We start from the raw sequence: 12,067 nt of genomic DNA, 5'->3' as shown, positions 1-12,067 counted from the left end.
CACAACTTAGGCTGTCTTTAGCCTGCACATCGCTGAGTGTGTCTGCTTGCACATTGAAACTGCCGATCGTTAATAACGATACAGCAGATAATTTTAATAACTTATTCATAAAACTTCTCCTCGATTGAGATTAAAAAAACGCAGAAATTAAATAACCACTGCGAGAAGAAATTTTATCAAAAAAAACCGCTTGTGAACAGCAGTTTTTAAAAAAATTAAGTGTGTTTTTGATGGAGTGCAATAAGACCTAAAAGTATGGTGACAGTCATAATAACACTTAAGCCTTTAGAGTTAACGATAGGCGAATAACTACTATAAGCCGAGGCTAGGGTTGTGCTGGCTAATAAAGACACTGATAAAGCCAATATTGGCTTAATAAAAACAGATAATTTCATCCGCTTAGTGAATTAATGTCACACTTAGTGACAAAATAACCGCTGCAGATGAATAGATGATTGTGTGTAATGCTAGATTCATTTTTTTCTCCCTGAAAAAATAATAATAAAAATTAGTTAGTGGACAGTTGTGCCAATTAACTGATTAATGATTGATTGAGTTGAACTTGAATTTTTTAGCGTTGCTCTGGCGTACCATTTGTCAGCCAGTTGCTTATTAGCCGATGTGCCTTCGCCAGTTAAATAAGCGTACCAAACATTAAATTGCGCTGGCAAATTGCCTTGTTGCGCCGCTCTTTGATACCAGTAAAAAGCATGTGCCGAGTTCTTAGCAACACCCTTACCTTTTTGGAAAATATCAGCCAGTTTATATTGCGAATCAGCATCGCCCAAATAAGCTTGCTGTTGGATCTTAACAGTGTCAATTTTTAGTTCAGATTCTGCCAATAAATGTGCATGCATTTGATTCATGATATTTTCCTCTTTTTGTTGTTAAGTTGGTCGAAATATACCGTGCTTCATGAGCCTTGTAAAGGGTTTTTTTAATAAAAATTAAATATATTTTTATTAATTAAAAATCAATTAGTTATATGGTTTTTATGGTGTGTTTACCACTAGTGGTTTTTTTTAACTAATCTAACTTCATTACACTAGTGGTAAAAATTAACTATAATAGGTAAAAAATTCAAGTATAAAATCACAAAATACCATGGCCAACAAAACCAAAGATTATCTTGCCAAAGTCCGCAAAAAGACTGGCTTTTCAGACTATAAAATTTCCCAGGAATATGGCATTAACCAATCAAATTTAAGTAAATATAAATCTGGAAAATCCACCCTTTCAGAAACACACGCCTGGTTATTTGCTGATATTTTGAACATCAACCCTGCCGAAGTCGTGGCTTACACCAAACTTGAATCGGCAAAAATTAAGGGTGACAAATCAAAGGCTGTATTTTGGCAGGAACAACTAGAAAATCTTTCTCAGAGCTCAGAGTCTATCAAAATCGATATCGCACAAATTAACCCTATTGTTGGCGATTTGGATAACAACGCCCAACAAATTATTGACTTAAGTATTGAAGCGGCTAAAAATGCATCCGACCTATTGGTATTTCCAGAATTGGCTTTAGTTGGCTACCTTCCAGAAGATCTATTATTGCGCCATGGCTTTATGCAACAAGTCGAACAAAAAGTTGCATTTATTAAAAGCAAAATTCCTGACGATATTTCAATTATCTTCGGCGCACCTTGCAAGCAAAACAACGCTTTATACAACTCTGCTTACCTTATTCAGAATGGTGACATTAAAATCTACCATAAACAACAACTACCTAACTACAGTGTCTTTGATGAAAAACGCTACTTCACACCGGGCAATCAAACGTGTGTTTTTACCGTTAATAACCAACGCATTGGACTATTGATCTGTGAAGACATCTGGGATGCTGATACTGTTAAGGAAACAGTCAAGTATGGCGTACAAACCTTGATTGCCATCAACGCCTCACCTTTTCATGTTGACAAACATCAGCAGCGCTTAGCAGAGGCAAAAAAACGTGTCATGGAAAACAATATTAATCTGGTTTATGTAAATTTAGTGGGTGGCCAAGATGAGATTGTCTTTGATGGTGGATCTTTTATGATGGACACCAAGGCGCAAATCACCCAACAACTCCCCTTCTTTAAATCTACCAGCACCCTACTTGAGTCGGCTAACAACATCACAGAAACTACTAGTGTTGAACAAACCATCTATGATGCTTTGGTGCTTGCCACCCAAGATTACATTAATAAAAATGGCGTATTTGATGGGGTGGTTATCGGCTTATCAGGCGGTATTGATTCTGCACTTACCTTGGCCATTGCTGCCGATGCCGTGGGCAGTGAGAAGGTTAAGGCTATTATGATGCCTTACACTTACACCTCAAATATGAGTCTTGAAGATGCCAAAGCGCAAGCCAGCATCATGAACATTGATTATGATGAAATCAGCATTCACGCTATGGTGGATAGCTTTAACACTCAACTTAATGGCATCTTCAATGGCATGGAAGCTGACACCACTGAAGAAAATCTACAAGCGCGCGTACGCGGTACACTACTAATGGCCATTTCTAACAAGCTGGGTAGTATCGTATTAACCACGGGCAATAAATCTGAAATGGCTGTGGGTTATGCAACGCTTTATGGCGATATGTCTGGTGGCTTTGCCCCATTAAAAGATATTTCTAAAACCATGGTCTATCGACTGACCAACTATCGCAATAGCCAATCCTATATTATTCCAGGGCGTGTCATTGATCGCGAACCTTCGGCGGAGCTTGCACCTGATCAAGTTGATCAAGATTCATTACCACCGTATGACGAGCTAGACGACATCCTAGAGCTATTCATTGAACAAAGGCTTTCTATTACTGAAATTGTTCAACGTGGCCACAATCAACAAACGGTTGAACGCATTAGTCGATTGGTTTTGAATAACGAATACAAACGCAGACAAAGCGCGCCTGGGCCTAAAATAAGTAAAAATGCTTTTGGTAAAGAGCGTCGTTACCCAATGACTTCAAAGTTCAAACCATAAGAAAACCTCTAAGAAAAGACCTTAAGAATACCTTGTGCCTTATGCGTCGTTTCTTCTAATTCGCGAGCTGGTTTTGAATCAAACACAATACCAGCACCCGCTCTAAAGCTTAGCGTTTGATCTTGTTTTATCATGGTTCGAATCAGGATGTTTAAATCCATTTTTCCATTATTACTAATATAGCCTAACGAACCTGTATAAGCCTCACGGGCGCCCTGCTCTAATTCGGCAATAATCTCCATACAACGAATTTTAGGACAACCAGTAATGGTGCCGCCCGGAAACAAAGCCCGGATTAACTGATCTACGTGCGTATCAGGCTTTAACGTACCCTTGATATTAGAAACAATATGATGCACATAAGGGTAGGTTTCAAGTGTCATGACTTCATTAACCTCAATACTGCCATATTCACATACCCTACCCAAATCATTACGCTCTAAATCCAACAACATAATATGTTCCGCTTGCTCCTTAGGGTGGCTAATCAGCTGTTGTTTAAGTGTTTCATCTTCCTCTCCTTTACCGCGCGGATGAGTGCCTGCAATGGGGCGTGTTTCAATCGCATCACCATTCACACTAAACAAGCGCTCTGGCGAGGATGAAATAATACTAAATTGTTCGAATTGCGCCAACGCAGAAAATGGCGCTGGATTGGATTTTTTTAAGCGATGATAAAGCTGAGTGGCAGAACAATCCTCTTGCAACGCGTAGCGCCAAGCACGAGATAAATTCACCTGAAAAACATCGCCAGCTTTAATATATTCTTTAATCGCCTCAACGCCTGATAGAAACTTTTTGTCCGCCTCACAGGTCAGATTTCCTGAAAAATTAGCCGTTTCAATTGTTTTTACAGTGTCTACGTCTTTTAGTATTAGCGCCATTCTATCTTTATCACCCTGCTCATCCAGCAAGAAGGTTTTATCCAGTTGATGATCAATAATAATAGCACTTGGAATCTTAACCGCGATGGCAATAGGCAAGCTACTGTCATGCAGCTTGCTTGACAAGGTTGGTTCAATTTGCCCAATCAACTCATAAGCCAAATAGACAAACCAGCCACCGGTAAACGGCAAATCTTGGTGCTGCTGATCACTGGGCTTAATCTGGCTGGCTAACTCATCTAAAAAATCAAACTCTGTTAAATGGTTAAGCTGTATGGTTTGCTGAGGATGGGCGAACAAAATAGAATAGCGATTATTGCTATTATGATTAACGCTTTCTAATAAAAAAGGATAACGCTTAGCATTTAAGTGGCACAAGCCATCCAAGGCAACGCTTGGAATCTCTATCACCTTCATATTAATTAACTTGGCTAGGCTCGCTGGCAGTTGGAGTTGACTCTTGTGGACTAATTTTACTGAGCAATTGTTTGGCTCGATTAATGGTGTGATGCGCCGGAAATTTACTAATCATACTATTAAGTAATGTTTGCGCTTTTTGAGTTTGCTTCAGCTCAACATAAACCCGAGCCAATTCAAATAAGGAATTTGAGAACTTATGATGCAAAGGACTACCTTGCTGAAAAGCCACAAAGGTGTTTTTAGCTTGCTGATAATCACCCTTGGCTAAATAAGCTTTGGCTAGCCAATACTGCGCATCCGAGGCATGATTGTTGTCAGGATAAATATCTAAATATTGCTTAAATAAAATAATGGCTTGATCATATTGATCAGTCACCAGTAAAGAGCGTGCACTGGTATAAATTTTTTTAGCTTTTTTGTTATGCTCACGCACACGCATCATGGTTTGCTCAACCACCACACTGGATTTTTTGTACTCCATCAAATTAAACAATTCAGCAATTTTTTTACTACTGTGCTGCTGCTGTTGTTCTAATTGTTCAATTTTGCCTTTAAGGGTTCGATTTTTTTTAACTAAGCGCTTAATTTTCTTATTGTGATCCATGATCACCTTATCGGTATTAATACCTGCAGAAGCTGGCTGGCCAACAAAAGCAGTCATAAGAACAATTAAAGAAAGGCGCTTCACAATAGACTACTGATAAACAAATTCAACACGTCTGTTTTGCTTCCAAGCATTCTCATCATGCGCTTGCATTAACGGGTTTTCTTCACCAAAACTAATCACCTCAACTCTAGAGCTAAGGTCGTATAACCCCAATACCTCTTTAACCGCTAAGGCACGATTCTCGCCCAAAGCCAAGTTATACTCACGAGTACCGCGCTCATCTGCATGCCCTTCTAAGCGCAAATTAAGCGCAGGATTGTCACGCATAAAATTAGCGTGTTTGATGATTTCTTGAGTGGCTGACTCGCTGATTTCACTACCGTCATAATCAAAATACAATACAAATTGAGTACCGGTATTTTTAAGCTCAGCAGACGCCAGTTGTGCCGCTGTTACTTGGGTGTTTGAACGTTTATAATTGCCCGCATATTCGGTTGACTGAAAACTAGAGGTATCTTGAGTAACAATATGCTCTTGAGCATCGTCCTGTGCAACAACACTAGGCCTTGGCGCTACTTTTTGATACAACTCTTCAACCGTGGTAGAACAAGATGATAACAACACAGTGGCTGTTAATAATGCAGTGATTTTTAACATAATAAACTCCTCGAATTATTTAGAATAATGTGACCAATTAGGCTCTCGAACCTCACCCGCTTTACTGGCTAGCTCAAAAGTTTGCTGACCCAAAATTGAAACCACAGATAGTACGCCAGTATCACCCTTGTTGGTTGCATAAATAATCATACTACCATTGGGTGAAAAGAATGGAGATTCGTCCAACTTATTGCTAGTCATAATGGTTAGATCTTGAGTGGCAATATCAAGCATGGCAATGCGATAATCTCGGTCTAGGCGGTGCACCAATGCTAAGCTTTTGCCATCGGGGGAAAATACCGCTTTGGCGTTATAGCTTCCGTCAAACGTAGCGCGCTTAATTTTGCCTGATGCTAGGTGTTTAATATAAACCTGAACTTGGCCAGAACGATTAGAGGTAAAGGCGATGCGCTCACCATCGGGTGAAAAACTTGCCTCAGTATCAATACCGACATCCTGAGTTAGACGAGTTAATTTTTTATTGGATAAGTGATAAGCGTAAATATCTTTATTACCCTCTTTTGATAGGGTCAATACAATGCTTTCACCATTAGGATGCCAGGCTGGCGCCGAAGCAATACCGTCAAAATAAGGTAATTTTTGTGTTTTTCGACGCATAAATGGATACTGAATAAACACCTCAGATCGGCCATTTTTAAATGAAACATACGCAATTTTATTTTGATCTGGCGACCAAGCAGGTGACAAAATTGGGCTAGCCGCTCTAAAAATAGTTTGCGGGTTTTGTGCGTCAGAATCAGAGATTTCTAAACGATACTCACGCTTACCTTGACCTTTGTTAGCCACTGTCACATAGGCAAGGCGAGTGTCGAACGAACCCTTAACACCTAATAAGGCAAAATAAATTTGATCAGATAAATAATGCGCAATTCGTCTGATACCACTATTATGAACAGCGAACTTCTTGGCATATAAAGTCTTTTTAGAATAGGTATCAATCAGTTCAATTTCAACATTGAAAATCTTTTGACTGACTTGATCAAGCTTTCCAACAACAATCGCCTCAATTTTTTTAGCTTGCCATTGTTTAAAGTTTATTTTATTGCCAATAATCTGCTTAGCACTTGAGGCGTTAAACTCACCCGAGCGATTAAAATTATCACGCATGATATGCGCGATCGCCTCACCCTGTTTGGCATCGCCTGTAACAGAAAACGGAGAAATGACAATTGGAAAAGCGTCTTCATCTGTTTTTAAAACAGTTACCTCTAAAACAGCAAAAGCTGATGAGATGTAAAACGCAAAACAAGCAGCTATAAGTTTAATCATTGTTTTTCTTCAATCCAATTCATTTGAATCGCTTCAAGAATTTTTTCGCCTGATTTTTCAGGGTCATCATCAAACTCTTCTAATGCCATCACCTTATCTCTTAACTCCACAAAGCCTATGGTTAAAGGGTCTGTGTCTGGATAGGTTTCATCTAGTGCAATTGCAATGTCTAAAGAGTCGGTCCAATTCATATCAAATACCTAAAGAAATAATGATTTAATTTTAACCAAATCATAGAGTGTTATGCAGTATTTTCGATGTGAAAAATCAACTAATAACGTGACACACCCTGAACAAATTCTAGCGCTCTAAGCGCATCACTAACAACGCTCAAATGATCAACGTCTGTAACACTAACCACCAACTCCAATGACTTAATAGAGTTATCTTTTTCACGAATCTCAATGTGTTCAATATTACATTCAAGCTTAGCCGCCGTATTAGCAATAGCGGCTAGCGTGCCACGCTGATTCGCCACATTAACCACAATCTTAACTTCAAAATTATCTTGCTCGTCCGCCTTCCAATCAATGGCTAACCACTGTGCATGTTTGGCCTTTAAACGCACCAAATTTGAGCAATCGGTTCGATGCATTACCATACCTTTAGAGGTGGTTAAAATGCCCGAAACCTTATCCCCGGGAATTGGATAACAACAATGCGCAAAACTAATGGCTTTATCCTGCGTGGTATTAATTTTAATCTGTTGTATTTTTTGCTGATCATCACCATACTGTAGTTTATTCAACACCACAGAAACTAATATTTCACTCAAACCAATACGCAAGTGTAGCTCATCTAGCGAATCACAACCCAACTCATCAAGACATACTTGCCAGCGTTCAGCCTCAATATTGGCCATATTGACATTTTGATAATCAAGTGCATTTGACAGCAAATATTCACCAAGGCGTATTAATTCTGTAGCAGATTGCGATTTTAAGTAACTCTTAATGGCTGATTTAGCCTTAGCAGTGACCACCATTTGTAGCCAAGATGGATGCGGCTTAGCCTGCTTGCTGGTGACAATTTCAACGGTTTGCCCGGAGCGAAGCTGAGTTGAAATAGAAGCACCAACTTGGTCAATTTTAGCCTTAACCGCACCATGGCCGATGTTAGTATGCACCATGTAAGCAAAATCAAGCGCTGTGGCTCGGTAAGGCAGCTGCATAATCTCACCTTGCGGCGTAAAGACAAATACTTCTGATGGAAATAAATCGTTTTTTGTTTCTTCCAAAAACTCAACTGACGTGCCAGAATTTTGCTGAATATCAAGCAAAGATCCCAGCCAATTACTAGCCAACTCTGAATCATCATCTGCATCACTTTTATAATGCCAATGGGCAGCAATACCGTATTCGGACACAAAGTGCATGTCTTCAGAGCGAATTTGAACCTCAATAAAGATTTTATTTGGCCCAAATAAAATCGTGTGCAAAGATTGGTAACCATTAGATTTTGGCAGGGCCACATAATCTTTAAATTTACCGGGCAAGGGTTTATATAAATTATGAATAACACCCAGCGTTTGATAGCACTGCGCCACGTCTTTAACAATTACCCTAAATGCATACATATCAAGTACTTGAGAAAATTTTAACCCTTTGTTTTTCATCTTTTTATAAATGCTACAAGGCTGCTTTCTTCGGCCACTAATCTCTACATCAGCCAAACCCTCTTGCTGCAATCGATCATTAAGTTGCTGCTGAATATGGGTGACAACCTTGGTACGATTACCACACTGCTTTTTAATTTGACTAACCAACACCTGATGACGAAACGGATGAATAATCGAAAAACATAAGTTATCCAGCTCTACCCTAATACTATTAAGACCTAGTCTTCTGGCAATTGGTGCGTGAATTTCAACCGTTTCTTTGGCGATTCTCAACTGCTTATCGCGCCTCATTGAGCCCAGTGTACGCATATTATGCAAGCGATCAGCCAGCTTAATGACCATTACTCGCATGTCATCACTCATGGCCAAAAATAGCTTGCGGAAATTTTGCGCTTGCTTGTCTGCATTAGTATGAAACTCAAGCCCAGTTAATTTAGAAACACCTTCCACAATATGAGCAATTTCATAGCCAAAATCATATTTAATATCTTCAAAAGTGATATTGGTATCTTCAATACAGTCATGCAGTAAAGCAGCTACAATACAATAATAATCAAGCTGAAGTTCGGCCAAAATCATGGCGACAGAAATCGGGTGAAACACATAAGCCTCACCCGATTTTCGATACTGACCATCATGCGCAGTGGCAGCAACAATATAGGCCTGATAAACACCCTCAACCTGCGATTTAGACATGTAAGTTTCAAGCACGTCACATAAGTCGCTAATTAGAATTTTGGGCTGATTTTCTGACATATTAATTAGGCTGAATCTTGAATTAAGTTTTGCCATTATAATACTTATGCGTCAGTATAATGATGTGCATATTTATAATAAATTTATCGCAACCCTTATGAAAAAACTTATCTTAATTCTCCCAATATTAACGTTATTTCTAGGCGGTTGCTTCTGGGAAGAGGAGAAAAAACGCGAATCCATCACTAAAGGCTGGTCACCAAAAACCTTCTTTACTCAAGCAAAAGAACAAATTTCTGCTGGCTCTATGGATAAAGCCATCGAACTATTTGAACAACTTCAAGCAGCCTACCCTGGCTCTAAGTATGCACTTCAATCAAAACTTGAAATCGCTTATGCCCTTTATAAAAGTGAAGATTATGATCAAGCCATTGATCGGTTAAACAGCTACATTAAGCTCTACCCTAATCACTTTTCTACACCCTACGCTTATTACTTGCGCGGCGTTATCTCAGAGGATAAATCTCGCTCAATTCTAGATGACTACATCACTGATAATGCACAGCGTGATGTAAATTCTGTGCGTGATGCATTTAATTATTACTTGGCATTAATTGACAAATTCCCTAAAACGGAATACACCGAAGAGGCTAAAACTCGCCTAGTAGTACTAAGAAATATCCTATCTCGCCATGAGTTGTTTGTAGCCATTTACTACACCAAAAAGGGTGCTAATATCGCTGCCATTAACCGTAGCAAATACATCATTGAGAAATACCCAAATACACCCTCTGTGCCGGCAGCACTGCATTTAATGGCACACAACTACGATATTATCGACACGCCAATATTGGCCAAAGATGTGCGCCGTGTTCTTAAAAAGAGCTACCCACTTTACACACCACACTACACGCTAGAAGACTAACAAGCCCACTCGCTAATGACTAAACTTGAGCGAGGTTTCGCATTAAAGATATCACTCATCATGGCCACGCGCATGCTTGGCCTATTTATGATTTTTCCGATATTTTCTGTTTACGCCAACAATTATGAAAGCGTCACACCCTTAATGATTGGTGTTGCCATTGGTGTTTACGGCCTAACTCAAGCTATCTTTCAAATTCCTTTTGGTTATTTATCTGATAAGTATGGTCGTAAACCTTTATTAATATTTGGCTTAATTATTTTCTTTATTGGTAGTGTGATCGCCGCTAATGCAACGGATATTTTTCAAGTAGTTGCCGGCAGAGCGCTACAAGGTGCTGGCGCTATCTCTGCTGTGTTAATGGCATTTTTAGCTGATTATGTTAGTGAAAACGAACGCCCAAAAGCCAATGCCTTTGTTGGCGTGCAGATTGGCATGGCCTTTATGCTGGCTTTGCTATTAGGGCCAATTATTGGCCATCAAGTAGGAATCTCTGGCTTGTTTTGGCTTATTGCCGCTTTGTCTATTGTGGCGCTTGTTGTGGTTGCTACCCTGCCCCAAGCAACCCCAAAAAAACAATACAAACTTTCAGTGGCTAATTTTAAAAAAATCTTAACCCCTGAATTAATTAGACTCGATTTTAGTGTTTTCGCACTACACCTTATCCTTACCAGTGCTTTTATCGCCATCCCAATTTTTCTGGTTGATCAAAATATTTTAAGCATTCAGGATAACTGGCAAATATACCTGCCGGTGATTGTTTTATCATTTTTAGGCATGATCCCAATGATCATTGTGGCCACTAAATTTCAAAAGACAAAAACAGTGTTTTTATTGGCCATTTTCCTACTCGCGTTGAGTCAAATTTTGTTTTATCAAAGTGCGTTGAACTACACCACGTTCTTTATCATCTTAACTTTATTTTTTGTTGCCTTTAACGCGCTAGAAGCCCTACTACCATCACTAATTGCTAAAACAGCCAGTAGCGACAAACGCGGGCTAGCAATGGGTTTTTATGCCAGCTCTCAATTTTTAGGGGCGTTTGCAGGGGGTGTAATTGGCGGATGGATTTACAACACATTCGGCTTAAATAGTGTATTCTTATTCACCACATTTATTGCACTTATTTGGTGGCTAATTTCACTCAGTATGCGCACAGAATCATCTTAAAAAATTAACGGGAGAAAACACAATGGCAGGCATTAATAAGGTAATTATAATTGGCAACCTAGGTCAAGATGTAGAATTAAAATACACCGGAAGTGGTGATGCAGTTGCTAATATATCAATTGCAACCAGTGAAACTTGGACAGATAGAAACACCGGACAAAAACAAGAAAAAACCGAATGGCATCGTGTGGTTTTGTTTAGAAAAACTGCCGAAATAGCTAATCAATACTTACATAAAGGCTCTAAAGTTTACATCGAAGGTAAATTGCAAACACGAAAATGGCAAGATCAATCAGGTGCAGATCGTTACACAACCGAGATTATTGCTAGAGATATTCAATTTTTAGATTCTAAAGGTGCTGGCGCACCTAAAGTAGATAGTCAACAAGCTCCATCAAGTGCATCTAGCACTCAAGCACCAGATCAAGACCCAATCACACCAGTGGATAATGCTGGTTTTGATGATGATATTCCGTTTTAATCGTCTTTGTCATCAACTCAATAAAAAACCTCGCTAATGCGAGGTTTTTTATTGTGTGTTTATAAAATAAACCTAGACTCTTTTAATGCCATGATTGTACATTCTAGCCATGTTTTTAATACCATGACCATCAAGCTTAGCCCAGGTATTGGTAGCTTGCTGATAGCCTTTGTGCCACGGTTTAATTGACTCAGTGCCAATCTTAGCCTGCGTGTGCACAGATTGCGCATAGTCTTTTGCCAACGTTTGCGCCGCCATTGCAGCGCCCGATGCTGACAATCCAGTTGTGACAGCCATTAATAAACTCTTCATTTTCATACCGCCTCCTATTTTTCTTGTT

At 39.3% G+C, this 12,067-nt stretch carries 13 protein-coding genes; 4 read left to right on the top strand and 9 right to left on the bottom strand.

From position 1 onward, the window contains the following. Positions 1-215: 215 nt before the first annotated feature. Together PSN35_RS03490 and PSN35_RS03485 are read right to left on the bottom strand one after the other, a co-directional pair. Positions 216-395 carry a hypothetical protein gene (locus PSN35_RS03490; RefSeq protein ID WP_300029486.1) on the bottom strand — a complete coding sequence of 60 codons (180 nt, stop codon included), beginning with the start codon at positions 393-395 and terminating at the stop codon, positions 216-218. Positions 396-512: 117 nt separating this feature from the next. Then, positions 513-866: a tetratricopeptide repeat protein gene (locus PSN35_RS03485; protein ID WP_300029483.1), complete on the bottom strand. Its 354-nt coding sequence runs from the start codon at positions 864-866 to the stop codon at positions 513-515. Between the two features lie 238 nt (positions 867-1,104). Between PSN35_RS03485 and PSN35_RS03480 the strand changes: the two genes are divergently transcribed. After that, positions 1,105-2,979, top strand: a complete 1,875-nt coding sequence (locus PSN35_RS03480; protein ID WP_300029481.1) for an NAD+ synthase — start codon at positions 1,105-1,107, stop codon at positions 2,977-2,979. An 8-nt stretch (positions 2,980-2,987) separates the two neighbouring features. Here PSN35_RS03480 and PSN35_RS03475 read toward each other — a convergent pair whose 3' ends face one another. The 6 genes from PSN35_RS03475 to PSN35_RS03450 all read right to left on the bottom strand — a co-directional run bounded on the left by PSN35_RS03475 (position 2,988) and on the right by PSN35_RS03450 (position 9,211). Beyond that, a complete protein-coding gene (locus tag PSN35_RS03475; protein WP_300029478.1) occupies positions 2,988-4,280 on the bottom strand; it encodes an aminodeoxychorismate synthase component I in 1,293 nt (430 codons plus the stop codon). Position 4,281: 1 nt separating this feature from the next. Beyond that, positions 4,282-4,971 (bottom strand): tetratricopeptide repeat protein, encoded by a 690-nt coding sequence (locus PSN35_RS03470; protein ID WP_300029476.1) that lies wholly within the window; start codon positions 4,969-4,971, stop codon positions 4,282-4,284. A gap of 6 nt (positions 4,972-4,977) precedes the next feature. Then, entirely contained in the window at positions 4,978-5,547 is a 570-nt protein-coding gene (locus PSN35_RS03465) for an OmpA family protein (protein ID WP_300029474.1), read from the bottom strand. A gap of 15 nt (positions 5,548-5,562) precedes the next feature. Next, the gene (tolB, locus tag PSN35_RS03460; RefSeq protein ID WP_300029472.1) at positions 5,563-6,837 is read right to left on the bottom strand and encodes a Tol-Pal system beta propeller repeat protein TolB; all 1,275 of its coding nucleotides are present in this window, start codon (positions 6,835-6,837) and stop codon (positions 5,563-5,565) included. Further along, positions 6,834-7,028 carry a Fe-S cluster assembly protein IscX gene (gene iscX, locus PSN35_RS03455; protein WP_300029471.1) on the bottom strand — a complete coding sequence of 65 codons (195 nt, stop codon included), beginning with the start codon at positions 7,026-7,028 and terminating at the stop codon, positions 6,834-6,836. Before iscX ends, tolB begins: the two co-directional genes overlap by 4 nt. Before the next feature lie 80 nt (positions 7,029-7,108). Further along, on the bottom strand, positions 7,109-9,211 hold the full coding sequence (locus PSN35_RS03450) for a bifunctional (p)ppGpp synthetase/guanosine-3',5'-bis(diphosphate) 3'-pyrophosphohydrolase (RefSeq protein ID WP_300029469.1): 2,103 nt from the start codon (positions 9,209-9,211) through the stop codon (positions 7,109-7,111). A 97-nt stretch (positions 9,212-9,308) separates the two neighbouring features. Here PSN35_RS03450 and PSN35_RS03445 point away from each other — a divergent pair, with 97 nt between their 5' ends. From PSN35_RS03445 to ssb, 3 genes are read left to right on the top strand one after another with little or no spacing between them, the layout of a single operon-like run. Next, positions 9,309-10,076, top strand: coding sequence for an outer membrane protein assembly factor BamD (locus PSN35_RS03445; RefSeq protein ID WP_300029467.1), 768 nt, complete (start codon positions 9,309-9,311; stop codon positions 10,074-10,076). A 15-nt stretch (positions 10,077-10,091) separates the two neighbouring features. Continuing rightward, positions 10,092-11,246 (top strand): MFS transporter, encoded by a 1,155-nt coding sequence (locus PSN35_RS03440; protein ID WP_300029465.1) that lies wholly within the window; start codon positions 10,092-10,094, stop codon positions 11,244-11,246. Positions 11,247-11,268: 22 nt separating this feature from the next. Beyond that, the gene (ssb, locus tag PSN35_RS03435) at positions 11,269-11,727 is read left to right on the top strand and encodes a single-stranded DNA-binding protein (protein ID WP_300029463.1); all 459 of its coding nucleotides are present in this window, start codon (positions 11,269-11,271) and stop codon (positions 11,725-11,727) included. Between the two features lie 72 nt (positions 11,728-11,799). Here the strand turns inward: ssb and PSN35_RS03430 are convergent, their stop codons facing one another. Then, the gene (locus PSN35_RS03430; RefSeq protein ID WP_300029461.1) at positions 11,800-12,045 is read right to left on the bottom strand and encodes a hypothetical protein; all 246 of its coding nucleotides are present in this window, start codon (positions 12,043-12,045) and stop codon (positions 11,800-11,802) included. Between the last annotated feature and the right edge of the window lie 22 nt (positions 12,046-12,067).

The sequence above is a fragment of the Candidatus Thioglobus sp. genome (genome assembly GCF_028599055.1).
Lineage (GTDB): Bacteria > Pseudomonadota > Gammaproteobacteria > PS1 > Pseudothioglobaceae > Thioglobus_A.
The sequence above is the reverse complement of the archived record's forward strand: the minus strand, read 5'-3'. Positions and strand labels throughout refer to the sequence as shown.

What these genes read in the sequence shown, in the direction of transcription:
- PSN35_RS03490 (WP_300029486.1), bottom strand. Translation starts at nt 395, where the DNA reads ATGAAATTATCTGTTTTTATTAAGCCAATATTGGCTTTATCAGTGTCT.
- PSN35_RS03485 (WP_300029483.1), bottom strand. Translation starts at nt 866, where the DNA reads ATGAATCAAATGCATGCACATTTATTGGCAGAATCTGAACTAAAAATT.
- PSN35_RS03480 (WP_300029481.1), top strand. Translation starts at nt 1,105, where the DNA reads ATGGCCAACAAAACCAAAGATTATCTTGCCAAAGTCCGCAAAAAGACT.
- PSN35_RS03475 (WP_300029478.1), bottom strand. Translation starts at nt 4,280, where the DNA reads ATGAAGGTGATAGAGATTCCAAGCGTTGCCTTGGATGGCTTGTGCCAC.
- PSN35_RS03465 (WP_300029474.1), bottom strand. Translation starts at nt 5,547, where the DNA reads ATGTTAAAAATCACTGCATTATTAACAGCCACTGTGTTGTTATCATCT.
- tolB (WP_300029472.1), bottom strand. Translation starts at nt 6,837, where the DNA reads ATGATTAAACTTATAGCTGCTTGTTTTGCGTTTTACATCTCATCAGCT.
- iscX (WP_300029471.1), bottom strand. Translation starts at nt 7,028, where the DNA reads ATGAATTGGACCGACTCTTTAGACATTGCAATTGCACTAGATGAAACC.
- PSN35_RS03450 (WP_300029469.1), bottom strand. Translation starts at nt 9,211, where the DNA reads ATGTCAGAAAATCAGCCCAAAATTCTAATTAGCGACTTATGTGACGTG.
- PSN35_RS03445 (WP_300029467.1), top strand. Translation starts at nt 9,309, where the DNA reads ATGAAAAAACTTATCTTAATTCTCCCAATATTAACGTTATTTCTAGGC.
- PSN35_RS03440 (WP_300029465.1), top strand. Translation starts at nt 10,092, where the DNA reads ATGACTAAACTTGAGCGAGGTTTCGCATTAAAGATATCACTCATCATG.
- ssb (WP_300029463.1), top strand. Translation starts at nt 11,269, where the DNA reads ATGGCAGGCATTAATAAGGTAATTATAATTGGCAACCTAGGTCAAGAT.
- PSN35_RS03430 (WP_300029461.1), bottom strand. Translation starts at nt 12,045, where the DNA reads ATGAAAATGAAGAGTTTATTAATGGCTGTCACAACTGGATTGTCAGCA.